Origin of the sequence: Microbacterium sp., assembly GCF_052099035.1 — a bacterium.
Classification (GTDB): domain Bacteria; phylum Actinomycetota; class Actinomycetes; order Actinomycetales; family Microbacteriaceae; genus Microbacterium.
Genome location: NZ_JBQDSX010000063.1, coordinates 1 through 15,679, shown reverse-complemented (window position 1 = coordinate 15,679; position 15,679 = coordinate 1). Strand labels below are relative to the sequence as shown.

Sequence of the window (15,679 nt, the reverse complement as noted above, 5' to 3'; positions counted from 1 at the left end):
CCACCGAGCCCGCTCCGACGGAACCTGCGCCCACCGAGCCCGCTCCGACGGAACCTGCGCCCACCGAGCCCGCTCCGACGGAACCCGCGCCCACGGAGCCGGCTCCGACCGAGCCTTCGCCGTCCGCCCCAGCCGAGACGTCGGCGCCGGCGGAGACCACCGCGCCTTAGATCGTCGGGATCGCCGCGAGAAGTTGCTTCGTGTAATCGTGGCGCGGGTGCACGAGCACCTCGTTCGTTGCGCCCTGTTCCACGACGGATCCGTCCGTCATCACCACGACCTCGTCGCACACGTTCTGAACGACGCCGATGTCGTGGCTGATCAGGATGAGGGTCATGCCCTCCTCGCGCCGGATCTGGCCGAGCAGATCGAGGACCTCTGCGCGCACCGTCACGTCGAGCGCGCTGAGTGGCTCGTCGCCCACGAGGATACGCGGGCGGTGCACGATCGCTCGCGCGAGCGCGATGCGCTGACGCTGCCCACCGGAGAACTCGTGCGGGTAGCGGTCCTCGACGCCCTCGAGGCCGACGCGAGCGAGCACCTCCGCGACGCGCGCTCGCCGGTCGCCGTCGATGCCGAGCGCCCAGAGCGGTTCGCCGACGATGCGGCCGACGCTCATCCGGGGGTCGAGCGATCCGTACGGATCCTGCAGGACGACGCCCATGGCGCGCCGCAGCCAGCGCAGGTCGCGGGCCTTCGCCCCCGCATCGACCGCCATCCCGCCGACCTCGACGACCCCCGACGTCGGCTGATCGAGGCCGAGCAGCAGCCGCGCGAGCGTCGACTTGCCTGATCCGGACTCGCCGATGATGCCCACGGATGAGTCCGTGCGCACCGTGAGATCGACCGGGCCCAGCGCGAACGACCTCGTGCGCTTGTCGAACAGCGTGCGCCGCGGCGCGAAGAACTCGCGCGTGACGCCGCGCGCCTGCAGGATGACCTCGCTCATGATGTCCCTCCGGGGCGCCACAGGGTCGCTCTCGCATCGCGCAGGAGGCCGCGGGTGACGGGATGCTCCGGCGCCGAGAGCAGGCGTGCGACCTCGCCCGACTCCGCCACGCGTCCGTGCTCGAGCACGATCGCGTGGGTCGCGATCTGCGCGAGCACCGCGAGGTCGTGCGTGATGAACAGCAGCGAGACGCCGCCGCCCGTCACGAGGCCGGCGAGCAGGTCGAGGATGCCCTGCTGCACCGTGACGTCGAGCGCGGTCGTCGGCTCATCGGCGACGACGAGCGACGGGCGGCCCGCGAGCGCGGCGGCGATGCCGACGCGCTGCCGCTGTCCGCCCGAGAGCTGGTGGGGATAGCTGTCGACGACGGTCTCGGGGGAGGGGAGCCCCACGTCGCGCGCGAGGTCGACCGCGAGGGCTGCCGCATCGCGCCGGTTCACCGAGCGATGGATCCGCGCCGCCTCCGACATCTGCACGCCGACCCGGCGGATCGGGTTGAGCGCCGAGGCGGGCTCCTGGAAGATCATGCCGATCTCGCGGCCGCGGATCCGCGCGCGCTCGCGATCCGGCATGCCGATCAGCTCGCGGCCGTCCCACCGGATCGACCCGCTCGCGGTCGCGCCGTCGGGGAGCAGCCCCATGATCGCGAGCGCGGTCAGCGACTTGCCCGACCCCGATTCCCCGATGATCCCGGTTCGCGCGCCGTCCGGCACCTCGAAGCTGACGCCGTCCACGACGCGGGTTCCGCCGATCTCGACCGAGAGGTCCTCGACGATGAGGCTCATGCGATCACCCCCGGGGTGTGCGACTGGGTGCGCTTCTCGCCACGGGCGAGCGTGGGATCCGTCGCCTCGCGCAGCGCGTCACCCAGCAGGTTGAGCGCGAGCACGGTCAGCGTGATCGCGATGCCGGGCCACAGCACCGCGAGCGGGTGCAGCGTGAGGTAATTCTGCAGCTCGCTGAGCAGCAGACCCCAGCTCGGCTGGGTGACGGGGGCACCGAATCCCAGGTACGACAGGCCCGCCTCGGCGAGCACGGCGGCGGCCATCGACCACGACAGCTGCACGATGAACACGGGCGCCGCGTTCGGCAGCAGGTGGCGCACGAGGATCTGCGAGCGCGTGAGCCCGGCGGCCTGCGCGGCGGTGACGAAGTCCGACCGGTTCACCCGGCGCAGCTCCGCGCGGGCCACGCGGGCGATGTTGACGCCGTATCCGATGCCGACCGACCAGATCACGACCCACAGGGATCCGCCCCACACGGCCGCGATCATCATCGCGATCAGCAGCACGGGGAACGCGATGAGGATGTCGACGAGCACGGCGACCGACTCGCGCACCGGCCGCGCCGTGAGCGCGCCGAGCGCGGCGAGCACGACGCCGACGAGGGTCGCGACGATGCCGGCGCCGACGGCGACGAGCACCGTGATGCGCGATCCCGCCATGACGAGCGAGAGGATGTCGCGGCCCGTGCCGTCGGTGCCGAGCAGGTGCGGCCAGCTCGGGGCGGCCCAGGAGGCGTACGCGTCCGCGCGCCGCGGGTCGAACGGCGTCCAGACGAGCGACACGAGCGCCGTGATGACGACGACCGCGATGACGATGAGCGCGGCGCGCCCCACGGGGATCCGCCAGAGGCGTCGGAGCGCGCTCATCGCTGGTCCTCCCTCTGCCGCGGATCGACCAGGTGATGGATGAGGTCGACGACGAACCCGACGATCAGCACGAAGCCCGTGAGCACGAGCAGCTCGCCCTGGACCATCGTGAGGTCGCGCGCGCCGACGTCGGTGACCAGCATGCGCCCGATGCCGGGGAGCGTGAAGACCTGCTCGATGACGACCGCACCGACGATGATGCCGGCGATCTGGATGCCGAGCACCGTGATCACCGACAGCCCGACGGCCGGCAGCCCGTGGCGCACGAGCGACTGCGTGCGCGTGAGGCCCTTCGCGGCACCCGTGCGCACGAAGTCCTCGCCTAGGGCCTGCAGCGTGGCGCTGCGCACGAAGCGCATCAGCATCGCGCCCTCGACGATGCCGATCGTGACCGCCGGGAGGATCAGGGCGCGGATCGCGCCGACCGGATCCTGCCAGCCCGCCCGCGGGAAGCCCTGCGCCGGGAGCCAGCCGAGCAGCACCGCGAACAGCACCACGAACATGAGGCCCGCCCAGACAACCGGCACGGCCGCGAGCAGCTGCGAGACGACCCCGATCGCGGTTCCCGTGTGGGTGCGGTGCCGCACCGCCGAGACGACGCCGAGGGGGAGCGCGAACGCGAGCGCGATGACGAGCGACAGGGCGCCGAGCGGAATCGTCACCTGCGCCTTGGCCGCGATCTCGCCCGCCACGCTCGCGCGCGTGAGCATCGACGTGCCGAGGTCGCCGGTCAGCACCCCGCCGATCCACTCGAAATACTGCGCGGCGACCGGCCGGTCGAGCCCGAGGTCTGAGCGGATCCGTTCGACCTGCGCGGGCGTTCCCTCCGTGCCCGCGATCATCTGCGCCACGTCGCCGGGCAGGATCCTGAGGGTCGCAAAGATGAGCGCGCTCGCGACGAGCAGGCCCAGCGCGAGGAACAGGATCCGTGTGGCGGCGTAACGGAGCATGGGATCAGCGGGTGACGGTCACGTCCGCGACGTCCAGCCTCGTGCTCGTCGAGGCGACCGGGAAGTTCTCGATGCCGGGCGCGAGGGCGACGATGTCGCTGCGTGTGAACAGCCAGTCGGCGGGGTGCTGCGCGGCGACCACGCGCGCGGCCTCGGCCAGCAGCGCGGCCGACGCGTCGGGATCCGTCTCGCGCATCGCGTCGACGTAGAGCGACTGCACTTCGGTGAACGCGTCGTTGTCGGCGAGTGCGTAGTAGTAGTCGGGGTTCGCCCACGAGTTGAAGTCGCGCGGCTCGACGTGATTGACGAAGCTCAGCTCGTAATCGCGGTTCGTGTATACGTCGTTGAGCCAGGTCGAGAACTCGACGGGCTCGACGTCGAGCGTCACGCCGATGTCGTCGAACATCGACACGAGCAGCGTCGAGAAGTACGTGGGGTACGTGTTCGAGACGGTCATCGTCAGCTCGAGGTCCTCGGCGCCCGCCTCGGCGAGCAGCTCGCGCGCGCGGTCGGGGTCGAACGAGATCGTGTCGGAGAGGTCTTCGTAGCCGGGATCGAGCGGAGGAATCGGCCCGAACAGCTTCTCGCCCGCGCCGACGCGCTCGAGGATCGCGTCGTGGTCGATCGCGAGGCGCAGCGCCTCGCGCACCCGGATGTCGTCGAGGGGAGCGGCCCGCTCGTTGAACGCGAGGATGAACTTGTCGGTCGTCTCGCCCTCGGTCACCTCGAAGGCGTCCTCGAGCTGCGGGGCGAGGTCGGATTCGACGCCCGTGAGCACGTCGACCGAGCCGTCGAGGCCCGCGTTCACGAGCGCGGTCGCCTCGGGGATGTAGGCGAACACGACCTCCGCAACGCCGGCCTTCTCGCCCCAGTAATCGTCGTTGCGCTCGAACGTGATGCTGTCGCCCTGGCTCCAGTTCGCGAGCGTGAACGGGCCCGTGCCGTTGGCCGCGGTGGCCAGGTCGGTTTCGTCCTCGGAATCGAGGATCACGCCGGCGGGGCCGGTCAGGGTGAACAGGAAGTTCTGGTTCGGCTCGGCGAGGGCGACCTCGACCGTGGCGTCGTCGACGGCCGTGACGGTGTCGATCACCTGAAGGTCGGCGTAGCCGATCGTCGATTCGTCCGAGCGCACGGCGTCGAGCGATGCCACGACGTCGTCCGCGGTGAGGGCGGATCCGTCGTGGAAGGTGACGCCGTCCTGCAGCTCGAAGGTGTACGTCAGCCCGTCGTCGGAGACCTGCCAGTCGCTCGCGAGAGCCGGCTCGACGCCTGAGTCATCGCCGCGGGAGACGAGGCCCTCGTAGACGTTCTCGATCAGCGCCTGCTCGAGGGCGGCGCCGGAGGTGTGGCGGATGTCGAGGTTCGTCGGCTCGAGCACGAGGCCGACGGTGAGCGTGGCGTCCGGATCCGGCCCGCCGGAGGGCTCGGAAGGGGACGTCGATCCGGAGCAGCCGGCGAGAACGAGCGCTCCGGCGGCGAGGACGGATCCTGCAGCGATCCGGCGAGAGGGCAAGGAGACCATGGGTCAGGTTCTTTCGGGACGGGTCGAACGGACGAGGTCGGCGATGTCGCGGTGGGCCGTCTCCTGCACGTTGTGCGTGGCGTCGACGGTGACGATGCGCGCCTCGGGCTGCGCCGCGGCGAAGGCGGCGAGGTCGTCGTCGCCGAGGTAGCCGCGGGATCCGGCGATGAGGGTGATCGGCTGAGCGACCCGGCGCAGCGCGTCCCAGTCGGTGTCGTGGTGGTCGCGCAGGCGCGGCACCTCGGTCTTCTCGGACAGCACGTGCGCGAGGTGGTGCTTCCACTCGACGACGCCGTCCTCGCGCGTGCGCGTGTTCAGCAGCACGCCGCGGAGCGCCTTGTCCCGCGATCCGCCGAGGCCGAACGCCAGGGCGTGGTCTAAGACGTCATCGACGGATTCGAACTCGAGCCGGGCGTAGAACGCGGAGAGCTGCGACGGCCCGCCGGATCCGATCCCCGGCACGATGTCGACGAGGATCAGGTCCGAGACGAGATCGGGGCGCGCGGAGGCGACGTGCGCGGCAGTGAGGCCGCCGAGCGAGTGGCCGACGAGCGTGATGGGCGCTGACGCCCACTCCTCGATCGCGCGGATGATGTCGGGCACGATCGTCTCGGGGGCGTAATCGGCGTCGGTGCGCCACGACGAGTCGCCGTGCCACGGGAGGTCGAGCGAGAGGGCGGGGGCACCGAGGTCGATGACGGTGCGGTCCCAGGTGTGCGCGTTGAGGCCCGCGCCGTGCAGGAACACCGTGTTCGGCGTGCCGGATCCGTACCGGATCGCGCTGAGGGCGCGGCCGTCCGGCAGCTCGAGCTGAACGCGCGCGGCGGCGGGCGCCTCCGCACCCTGGTCGCGGGCATCATCGGCGAGGAAGGAGAACTCGTTCAGGTCGGCGTGCGTCGTCATTGAGGGGGATCCTTGAGCAGGGGACGTTCGCGGGTATCGAACAGTGCCATTGTGGCGGTCGCGAGCGGCCGCGACGAAATCGGATCGAATAACGCACAGTCTATTGCGACAGAAGTGCGCAGAATGCCGCATGTGAGTTTCTAGGAGCGTGCAGTGTGATTTTCCGCGCGATTTTCGCCCCCTCTCGGTAGGGTGCGTTCATGACTCAGAATCGCGTACATCTGGCGAGGCGGGCGCGGGGCGTCTACCAGGCACTCCAGGAGTTCTCGAAGGCGGTCGGCGCTCACGCGCGCGAGCACGGCCTCGACGACAGGCTGATGGAGCTCGTGCAGCTGCGGTGCTCGCAGATCAACGGCTGCGCGTACTGCATGCGCGTGCACGTGGACCGGGCCGAGAAGGCCGGCGTGACGATGGACGAGCTCGGGCAGCTCACCGCGTGGCGCGACAGCGGGGTGTTCACCGAGCGCGAGCGCGCGGCGCTCGAGCTCGCCGAGGCGCACACGCTGATCCACCAGGACGGGATCTCGGACGAGGTGTACAACCGCGTCGGCTCCGTGCTGACGGAGGAGGAGTACATCGGCGTGAGCTGGCTGGCGATCGCCATCAACGCGTTCAACCGCCAGGCGATCGCCGGGCGGTACGAGGTCGCGTCCAGGCAAGGTTAGGCGATCCTACATTTCCGGGCGTACACTGGAACCACTATGACAACGCGCCCGGCCACCTCCCACGACGAATCAGCCTGCCGTTCACGCCATCACGCGCGTGCGCAGCACCTCGTGGTGGCCGACGAGCGCTCGCTCGCCGACCTCGAGCTGGTCCTCGCGACGCTGCCGATGTGCGCGTCGGGCCGCGTGTTCATCGAGGTTCCCGACGCATCGTGGATCTGCGCCCTGCAGGCGCCGCTGCGCATGACCGTGACCTGGCTCGACCGCTCCGTGCGCCGCGGCGCCCCCGGAACGGCCGAGCTGTGCCGCCCGGGCGTCGCGATGACGCGCTCCGCGATCGCGTACGCCGACGAGATGCTCTGCGGCGACGAGGCGCACGAGACGAACATCACCCTGCTCGGTGGCTACGTCGCCACGGCCGACATCGTCGAGCACCTGACGGGCGCCATCGGCTTCGACCGCGACCGCATCACGGTCTCCGAGGCGCTCCGCCAGTACGTGTGACTCAGGCGAGCTCGAGCCGGATCGCGTCGTAGGCTGCCTCGTTCCAGAGGTGCTCGGCGCCCTCATTGATCTGCAGCGTGATCACGTTGTCGGTCGGCGTGAGCAGTGCGGCATCGAACGTGAACTCGCGGTGGAAATTCCTCCCTCCGCGGCCGCTCCGATAGGTCGCGCCGCGGGCGTCGTCCGGCTCGAATGTCCACACGAACGGCTCGCCGTTCACGCGGATGGTCAGGTTGCTCTGCTCGTCCGGTATCGGCAGCGCGGATCCCATCGCCCATGCCGCGAGCCACACGGTCAGTGTCGCGCGACGGCCCGCGGTCGGCTGGTCGAGGCCGAAGACGATCCGCCAGGGCTTCTCCTGCTGGGTGACGTGCAGGCGGTACGTCGACGGCGCGGCGGCGCCGGGCGACGTCACGCGGATCTCGATGACGTTGTGCTCGTCCGAGACGGCGACGTCGAGCCCGTCGTCCGGCACGCGCACGCCGTCGATGTCCACGACGGATCCGCTGCGCGCCGTGGCGCGGACGCGCACCGTGTCGCGATCGTGCGGCAGATCGACCGCGAAGTCCGAGCGGAACGCGCTGAACGACGGCGTGACGTCGCTGCCGTCGACGCTCAGGGAGTCGAGGACGGGGATCGCGGCGTCGACCGCGACGATCTCGACGGCGTTCAGCCGCCCGTCACCCGACGCGACCACGTCGAGGCGCCCGCCGGAGACGGCGACGCGCTGCGTGTGGACCGCGTACTCGCCGGTGGCCGTGTCGAGCGCCACGGGGGCTGAAGATCCGATCGCGACGGTCGTCGCGTTGCCGGCGATCGCGTCACCCGAGATCACCGTCACGTCGTATTCGCCGTCGGGGAGGTCGACGAAGAACGTGGCGCCGCCGACGATGAAGTCGCGCTGCAGGTCGCCGCCGGCGTCGCGATCCCGGAAGTCGGTCGCGCGATCGAGCCCGAACCCGCCGCCCGACGAGTAGAGCGTGTCGTTCGCGACCCGCTCGTACCCGGCGGCGAGAGGGGAGGCGGATCCGCCGAAGTCGAACAGGCGAACGCCCTCGGCGTTCTCCGGCACGATCGTGCCCTCCGGCGCGGAGATCTCGTACGCGCGCTGGTAGTGGATGTAGTTCCAGTCGTTGTCGTCGCTCTGCCCGACGACGTACGTCACCCCGTCCGGGAACTCATCACGGTACGAGTGGAACAGGCCGTACTGGCGGAAGTCGCGCCCGCCGCGGAACTCCCGCGAATCGCGCGTCGGGGATCCGATCTGGAAGATCGTCTCGCCGCTCACCTCCTGCTCCCACACCATGCGGCCGAGCCGCACGACGCTGCCCGCGTCGATCGTGACGTCGTCGATGACGTGCTCGCCCCAGATCCCCTCGCCGTAGATTGTCAGGCGGTAGGTGCCCGGGCGCACGTCGGCGATCGAGAAGTGGCCGCCGGGGCCGACCTCGGACCAGTAGTTGTAGCCGAGCGCACTGTCCTGCATCGGCGTGCGGTTGTCCGACAGCACGGCCACGGATCCGACGATGTCGCGCAGGGGGAGGCCCGGAATGTGCGCCTTGCCGATGACGCGCGAGCGCTGGCGCTTCGGCGTCCAACCCTCGATCGCGAGGCGGTCGTAGAAGCCGGCGTGCGCGTCGAAGCGCGCCTTCGTCAGCGCATCCTGCCGGAGCGCGCGAGGATCCGATCCCTTGTTGAGGTGGACGTAGTACGGGCCGTACGTCTTCTGCCAGGCCTCGCCGGAGGAAACGCGCACGGGGCGAGAGCCGTAGTGCGTCGCGTGCGGTTCGACGAGCAGCACGGGGCTGTCGTTCCTCTGATGCAGCACGAGATCCTGACGCACGGGGCCGCCCGAGAACGCCTCGAGGTTCGGCAGGGCCGCCCACATTCCGTACCCGCTGCCGTAGAGGCCGTGCAGGGAGTGGTCCTTCATGTACACGGCCCAGTCGTACTTCGTGTAGTACCGGCGCGGGTATGCGGATCCGGTGCCCTCGAGGTCCGTCGTCGCATCCATCACGGTGCGGCCGCTCGACATCTCCGCGGGCGTGGGCATGCGCGCGGCGGCGTCGCGCCACGCGGTCGCGTTCGCGTCGTCCGGAACCGACGCGTGCGTGAAGACGCCGCCCGCCGTGTAGAACACGTAGCGATGCTGGTCGATGCGGAACCCGTGCAGCTCGGCCGGGTGGTCGTAGCTGTAGGCGAGGTGGATGCCCGGCTCGCCCGCGCGGATGATGTGGTGGCGCACGAGGTGGCACGGCATGCCGTTCGAGGGCGCATGGTGATAGGCGACGTCGACGAAGTCCTGCTCGCGGCGCACGACGATGCCGTCGTCGGCTCCCGGGAGCGGCAGCGACGCGCCCTCGCGCGCGGCGTTCATGTCGTAGTTGCCGCGGCCGACCATCTCGACTCCGTCGTAGACGAGCGACGTCATGCGGCCGTTGGAGCGGTCGATCACGACGCGCACGAGGCCGTTGTCGACGATCACGGCCGCCTCGGTCTCCTCCAGCGTCGGCCGCGCGGACGACGAGGTCGCCGAGGCGGGCGAGGCGTAGGTCGTCACGGCGAGCGCGGCGGCCGTGATGCCGGCGAGATGTCCGAACGTGCGACGCGTCATTGCGAAGTCGGGTGTCATGTCACGGAGCCTTCCTGGCGGGTGTGTCGTGAGGGGTTCGACCGAATGAAACGAATCGTTTCGTGTGATCAACCGTCCCGAATGTAGGGCGTATTCATCGGACTTGTCAAGGGGGTGGCGCGAGATTACGCTGGGGATCGCGAGACATATCCGAAACGGTTCTTCGAGGGGGAGGCGATGGCGACCTACAAGGACATCCAGCGCGCGACGGGCCTGTCGCTGTCGACGATCTCGAAGCACTTCAACGGGGCGCCCGTGCGCCCCGAGAACGCCACCGCGATCAAGCAGGCCGCCGACGAGCTCGGCTTTCGCGTGAACGGGGTCGCCCGCGGCCTCCGCAGCGGCCGTTCCGAGACCGTCGGGGTGCTCGTGCCGTCGCTCGACAACGGCTTCATCCTCGCGCTCATCGCCGGGGTGGAGCGGCACCTGCGCCGCCATGGCATCGGCGTGCTCGTCTCCTCGAGCCCGGCGCTCGACGACGCCCCGGGCGAGGCGGTGGAATCGCTGCGGTCGCGGATGGTCGACGGGATCGTGTCGGTTCCGTCGCCGCACGACGTCGCGGCTCTCGGCTCTGCCCGCCGAGCCGGGCTCCCGATCGTGACGATCGATCACACCTTCGCCGACCTCGAGGCCGACCATGTGCAGCTCGACAACCGCGCGGCGGGGGCGATGGCGGCGTTCCATCTGCTCGATCACGGGCATCGGCGCATCGGCGTCATCGGCGGCGGGGACGCCATCGGGTCGCTCGGCGAGCGCCGCGATGGGTTCGTCGAGGCGCTCGAGAGCCGGGGCCTCGGCGGCCGCGACCTGCTGCTGAGGGACGACGAGCCGACGGTCGATGCCGGGCGCCGAGCGATGCACGCGATGATCGCGCGCGACGACCGGCCGAGCGCCGTCTTCACCGCCAACTACGACCTCTCGATCGGCGGCCTGATCGCGCTGAACGAGTCCGGCCTGTCCGTGCCGGACGAGCTGTCGTTCGTCGGGTTCGACCTCGACGACATCGCCCGCGTGAGCAGGCCCCGCGCCACGACGATCGCGCAGCCGATCGACGTGATCGCCGAGAAGGCCGCGGGCCTCATGCTCGAGCGCATCGGCCGCGGGCCGGGCGGGGATCCGCGCTTCGTGACCGTGCCCGCAGACCTCACGGCGGGCGAATCCGTACGCCGACACCGCTGACTTCGACAGGATCTCACCGTGACCGACTCTTCTCGCCCGCTGCCCGAATGGGCCCAGCAGGCCACGCTCGGCATCTTCGTCCACTGGGGGCCGTACTCGGTGCCGGCGTGGGCCGAGCCGACCGGCGCGTGGGGCGCGATCGACCCTGAGATCTGGTTCGCGCACAACGCGTACGCCGAGTGGTACGCCAACACGATGCGCATCGAGGGCTCGCCCGCGGCGCGGCACCAGGCCGAGGCGCACGCCGGCCAGCCCTACGACCGCTTCCTCGATGAGTGGGCGCCCGACCAGTTCGATCCGGACGACTGGGCGAGCCTGTTCCGCGCCGTGGGGGCCGATTACGTGATCCCCACGACGAAGCATCACGACGGCATCGCGCTGTGGGAGGCGCCGCGATCAGGCGGCCGCAACACGGTCGCGCGCGGTCCGCGGCGCGACCTGCTCTCGCCGCTCGCCGACGCGATCCGGCGTGCGGGCATGCGGCTCGGCGTGTACTACTCCGGCGGGCTCGACTGGTCGTTCACGGACCTCCCGCCGATTCAGTCGCAGGACGACGTCGAGACCATCCGGCCGACGGACGCGGCGTACGCGCGCTACGCCACGGATCACGTGCGCGACCTGATCGACCGATTCCGCCCGTCGATCATCTGGAACGACATCGACTGGCCCGATGCCGGAAAGCACGATGGGTCGCTGGACGAGCTGATCCGTCACTATCGCGACGCCGTGCCGGACGGCATCGTCAACGACCGCTGGGGAACGGATCTCTGGGACTACCGCACGAGCGAGTACGCCCACGATGTGGGCAACGAGGGCGGATCCGGGTGGGAGCACACGCGCGGGCTCGGCTTCTCGTTCGGGCATAACCGCGTGGAGGACGAGGCGCTGACGCTGTCGCCGCGCGAGCTCGCGCGGCTGTACGCCGACGTCGTCTCGCGCGGGGGGCGGCTGCTGCTCAACGTCGGCCCGGACGCGTCGGGCCGGATCCCGGACGTGCAGCGGCGCACCCTCGAGGGCGCCGCCGAGTGGCTCAGCGCGATCAAGCCGCTCACCTCGTCCCGGCGCATGCTCACGGCCGACGAGGCGGCGAGCGTCGCCGCGGGCGACGCCTGGGTGCGCGGGTGGGTGAGCGGGGACCGCCTGATCGCGGTCGTCGGGACCGCGGAAACCGCCGCGCGGGTGACCGAGGCCCGGCCGGACGCCGTCGTCGTTCGCCTGCCCGAGTGAGGCGCCGGGCTACTTCTTCGCCAGCGCGCCGATGAGGCGCAGGATCGTGCCCATATCGTCGACGGCCGCGTCGGCGGAACGGGGCGCGAACCCGGCGATCGAGGCGCCCGCGAGCTCGAGCCGCTCGCGGATCGCGGCGATGGCGGAAACGACGTCGGCCGGATCCGCCCCGAACGGCTGCGCCACCGAGACGCCCGCCATGTGAGACGGGTCGAGCACGTCGAGGTCGATGTGGATGAAGACGCGGCTCGCACCGGTGGCGACGACGGCATCGGCCAGCGAACCGGCGATGTCGTCGGCGCTGACCACGCGGATGCCCGACTCGGAGATCACGAGGTCCTCGTCGAGGTCGAGGTCGCGCGCGCCCGCCAGGACGACGCGCTCGGGGGCGATCGCGCCGATCGACGCACCGAGGCCCTCGGGGGCGGTGCCGAGCGCGGCCCGCAGTGCCATGCCCGAGTATGCGCCGGAGGGCGAGGTCTCGGGGGAGTGCAGGTCGCCGTGCGCGTCGAACCACACCACGGCGAGGTCGTCGCCTGCCGCGTGCGCGATGGCGGGCACGGCCACGCCGCAGTCGCCGCCGATCACGATCAGGCGCTCGCCGGGGAACGCGCTGAGCTCCTCGCGCACGTGCTGCGATACGCGGCGCAGCGTGCTGGCCCGGTGCACGCGGGTGTCGAGGCTCTCGCCCGCCTCGGTCGGCACGGGAACGCGCGTGGTGGCCGAGCTCGGAAGGTCGCTCTGGATCGCGTCGGCGCCGTCGATGAGCGACATGGCGCGCGCGGACGGGGATCCCTGCCATTGCGGAACGACGATGAACCGAGTCATCCTCATATCTTCCATCACACGTCAGAAAAACGGGAGGGTCGTGCGGATCCGATGCCGCGTCGACGCGCGGCGCCGGATCCGCCCGACCCCGGGCGGCGTCAGGCCTCGATCGAGCCGGAGCTTCCGCCCGACTTCAGCGCGGCGAGGCGCGCCTCGACCTCGGTGAGCTCGCCGATGTCCTCGAGCGACTCGAACTGCGCGTCGAGGCTCGACGCGGCCAGCTCCTGCTTGCCCGTGGAGAGCGCCTCCTGGCGGCGCACCTTCTCCTCGAAGCGGCCGAGCTCGCTCGTCGGATCCATCACGTCGACCGACTTCACGGCGTCGTAGACCTTGTTCTGAGCGTCGGCGACCTTCGAGCGCGCGACGAGCTCGTTGCGCTTGCTCTTGAGCTGATCGAGCTTGACCTTCATGCCGTTCAGGCCGTCCTTGAGCTTGTCGACGACGACCTGCTGCTGCTGGATCTGCGGCTCGATCGACTTCAGCTCGCCCTCGGTCTGCACCTGACGCTGGATGGCGACCTTCGCGAGATTGTCGAACTTGTCGGCGCCGGCGGTGTCGCCCGCCGCGCGCAGCTCGTCGCCCTTGCGGCTCGCGGCGAGGGCCTTGTTGCCCCACTCCGCGGCCTCCTTCTTGTCCTCGGCGGTGTCGCGCTCGAGGAGGCGCAGCTGGCCGATGGTCTCGGCGATCGCCGACTCGGCCTCCGCGATGTTGTTCGTGTAGTCGCGCACGAGCTGGTCGATCATCTTCTCGGGGTCTTCGGCCTGATCGATGAGCGAGTTGACGTTCGCACGGATGAGGGTCGAGATACGGCCGAAAATGGACTGCTTGGACATTGCGTGTGCCTTTCGGTGGTGGTCGAGATGTGTGAGTGGATGAAGTCTTGCGGATGAAGGTAAGCGCGGGATCAGAACCGGCGGCCGCCGCCTCCGCCGCGCGAGCCGCCGCCGAAGCTGCGACCGCCGCCGAAGCTGCGACCGCCCCTGAAGCCGCCGCCGAACGAGCCGCGCGACGACCCGCCCCAGCCGGATCCGCGGCGCGAGCCGCCGGAGATCGCGCCGCCGATGAGCCCGCCGACGATGCCGCCCAGGATCTGGCCGCCGACGCCGGATCCGCCGGAGCGGCCGCCGTATCCGCCCGAGGAGTACATGTTCACGTCGGATCGCGCGGAGCGCGTGGCCTGCTGGGCGAGGCTCAGCCCGCGCTTGGCGGCGGCGAGGGCGGCGGCCGGGTCGGACGACTGCAGCGCGTTCGCCTCGCCGATGGCCTGACCGGCCTGCGCGATGTAGGACCGCGCCGACTGGCCGACCGCCCCGCGGCGGGTGTTCACGAGAGTCTCGGCGGAGTGCAGCTCGCCCGCTGCACGGCGCAGCGTCTGGTGGAGCTGTGCCTGGGTGCGGCGTCGCTTCTCCTCCTCGGCGCGCGCTGTCGCGAGCGCGGAATCCATCTGCTCGTTCGCCTGATCGAGCGCCTCGAACATGATCACGGGGGTGCGCTCGCCGCCGGAGAGGTTGGTGCGGGCGGTGTCGATGTGCGAGCGCGTCGCCGTGATCGCCCGCGCGAGCCGGCCCTCGGGATCCTCGAGCGCCTGGGCCTGACGGATGTCGTTCTCGAGATCGGCGATCATCTCGCGCGCGTCCTTCTCCGCCTCGGCGAACGTCTTCTGGAGCCCCGTCACGGCCGCGACGAGCTCGTTCGCTTGGCCGAGCGCCTGCTCGGCCTCGTGCAGGTCGACGGCGGCCTCGCCGGAGTCGCCGGCGTCGAGGTGCTCGCGGGCCTCGACAAGGCGCAGGTCGGCGAACTCGAGACGCGAGGCGGTCTCCTCCGCGTTGTCCTCGACCGTGTCGATCGCGGGCGACGCATACGTCTCGCGGAGCCGCGCGATCTCGGCGGTGATCCGCTCGGGGCCGTCGGCTGCGGCCGCGCGCTCGGCCGTCAGGCGCTCGATCACGGCGGGCGCGTCCTTCTCGATGGCACGCAGCTCCTCGAAGCCCTCGGCCTTGTCGTCGAGCTCGGCGTCGGCCGTCTCGAGCAGCTGCACGATCTCGCCATACATGCCGCGCTTCTGTTCGAGCGTCTCGGGGGCGGCGTCGTCGAGCTGCTGCTGGATGGTGAACGAACGGTTCAGCGCCTCGCGCGCCCGGGTGAGGGCGGTCGAGTACTCGGAGACGGCGTCGCTGCCGAACTGCGCCACCGCGAATCCCATCTCCTGCTCGGCCGTGCGCAGCGAGTCGTCCATCTCGACGAGCAGCCCGGAAGCGCGCGAGGAGACGTCGTCGACCTCGGCCTCGAGCTTCTCGCGCGCCTCGCGCTCGAGGCGCCGCTTCTTCGCGGCCCGCGAGACCGCGAGCCAGACGATGACGATGATCGCGATGACGACCGCGATGCCCGCGACCCACCACCCGGTGTAGTCCGGTGCGGCCTGCGACTCGAGCTCGTCGGCGGCGGCGCCCGCCCAGTCGTCGCCGCCGAGAGCGGTGCCGACGGCCTCCTCGACGGATCCGAGCTTCGCATCGCTCAGCGATCCCTCGACGGGGCCGACGATCGCGAGCTGGCGCGCCTCGGTCGCGATGGCGAGCAGGTACTGATCCGAGCCCAGGCCGTTGGCGTCCGCCGTGGCGCCCGCCCATTCGCGCGCGTCCGAGGGGTTCGTGAACTCGTCGACGTACACG

The 15,679-nt window shown here is 70.7% G+C and carries 14 protein-coding genes; 4 read left to right on the top strand and 10 right to left on the bottom strand.

Features of this window, described 5'->3' with window-relative positions:
- Positions 1–166: 166 nt before the first annotated feature.
- From ACTIAO_RS14510 to ACTIAO_RS14485, 6 genes are read right to left on the bottom strand one after another with little or no spacing between them, the layout of a single operon-like run.
- Entirely contained in the window at positions 167–949 is a 783-nt protein-coding gene (locus ACTIAO_RS14510) for an ATP-binding cassette domain-containing protein (protein ID WP_029152575.1), read from the bottom strand.
- On the bottom strand, positions 946–1,734 hold the full coding sequence (locus tag ACTIAO_RS14505; RefSeq protein WP_441906908.1) for an ABC transporter ATP-binding protein: 789 nt from the start codon (positions 1,732–1,734) through the stop codon (positions 946–948). Before ACTIAO_RS14505 ends, ACTIAO_RS14510 begins: the two co-directional genes overlap by 4 nt.
- Positions 1,731–2,600 (bottom strand): ABC transporter permease, encoded by an 870-nt coding sequence (locus tag ACTIAO_RS14500; RefSeq protein WP_441906907.1) that lies wholly within the window; start codon positions 2,598–2,600, stop codon positions 1,731–1,733. Before ACTIAO_RS14500 ends, ACTIAO_RS14505 begins: the two co-directional genes overlap by 4 nt.
- Positions 2,597–3,550: an ABC transporter permease gene (locus ACTIAO_RS14495; RefSeq protein ID WP_029152572.1), complete on the bottom strand. Its 954-nt coding sequence runs from the start codon at positions 3,548–3,550 to the stop codon at positions 2,597–2,599. Before ACTIAO_RS14495 ends, ACTIAO_RS14500 begins: the two co-directional genes overlap by 4 nt.
- A 4-nt stretch (positions 3,551–3,554) precedes the next feature.
- On the bottom strand, positions 3,555–5,072 hold the full coding sequence (locus ACTIAO_RS14490; protein WP_441906906.1) for an ABC transporter substrate-binding protein: 1,518 nt from the start codon (positions 5,070–5,072) through the stop codon (positions 3,555–3,557).
- Between the two features lie 3 nt (positions 5,073–5,075).
- Complete coding sequence (locus ACTIAO_RS14485; protein ID WP_441839747.1) at positions 5,076–5,975, bottom strand: alpha/beta fold hydrolase; 900 nt, start codon at positions 5,973–5,975, stop codon at positions 5,076–5,078.
- A gap of 200 nt (positions 5,976–6,175) precedes the next feature.
- Here ACTIAO_RS14485 and ACTIAO_RS14480 point away from each other — a divergent pair, with 200 nt between their 5' ends.
- On the top strand, positions 6,176–6,640 hold the full coding sequence (locus tag ACTIAO_RS14480; protein WP_441837578.1) for a carboxymuconolactone decarboxylase family protein: 465 nt from the start codon (positions 6,176–6,178) through the stop codon (positions 6,638–6,640).
- A gap of 36 nt (positions 6,641–6,676) precedes the next feature.
- A complete protein-coding gene (locus tag ACTIAO_RS14475) occupies positions 6,677–7,144 on the top strand; it encodes an SIP domain-containing protein (RefSeq protein ID WP_441837580.1) in 468 nt (155 codons plus the stop codon).
- A 1-nt stretch (position 7,145) separates the two neighbouring features.
- On the opposite strand, the gene ACTIAO_RS14470 is transcribed toward ACTIAO_RS14475, so the two are convergent.
- Positions 7,146–9,776, bottom strand: a complete 2,631-nt coding sequence (locus ACTIAO_RS14470; protein ID WP_029152567.1) for a polysaccharide lyase family protein — start codon at positions 9,774–9,776, stop codon at positions 7,146–7,148.
- A 177-nt stretch (positions 9,777–9,953) separates the two neighbouring features.
- Here ACTIAO_RS14470 and ACTIAO_RS14465 point away from each other — a divergent pair, with 177 nt between their 5' ends.
- A complete protein-coding gene (locus ACTIAO_RS14465; RefSeq protein WP_029152566.1) occupies positions 9,954–10,955 on the top strand; it encodes a LacI family DNA-binding transcriptional regulator in 1,002 nt (333 codons plus the stop codon).
- Positions 10,956–10,973: 18 nt separating this feature from the next.
- Positions 10,974–12,182: an alpha-L-fucosidase gene (locus ACTIAO_RS14460; protein ID WP_051216309.1), complete on the top strand. Its 1,209-nt coding sequence runs from the start codon at positions 10,974–10,976 to the stop codon at positions 12,180–12,182.
- Between the two features lie 9 nt (positions 12,183–12,191).
- Here the strand turns inward: ACTIAO_RS14460 and ACTIAO_RS14455 are convergent, their stop codons facing one another.
- The 3 genes from ACTIAO_RS14455 to ACTIAO_RS14445 all read right to left on the bottom strand — a co-directional run.
- A complete protein-coding gene (locus ACTIAO_RS14455) occupies positions 12,192–13,010 on the bottom strand; it encodes an arginase family protein (RefSeq protein WP_441841365.1) in 819 nt (272 codons plus the stop codon).
- A 98-nt stretch (positions 13,011–13,108) separates the two neighbouring features.
- Positions 13,109–13,843 carry a PspA/IM30 family protein gene (locus ACTIAO_RS14450; RefSeq protein ID WP_029152564.1) on the bottom strand — a complete coding sequence of 245 codons (735 nt, stop codon included), beginning with the start codon at positions 13,841–13,843 and terminating at the stop codon, positions 13,109–13,111.
- Between the two features lie 71 nt (positions 13,844–13,914).
- Positions 13,915–15,679 (bottom strand): TPM domain-containing protein (locus ACTIAO_RS14445; RefSeq protein WP_441906905.1); only part of this gene is annotated, 1,765 nt, incomplete at its 5' end.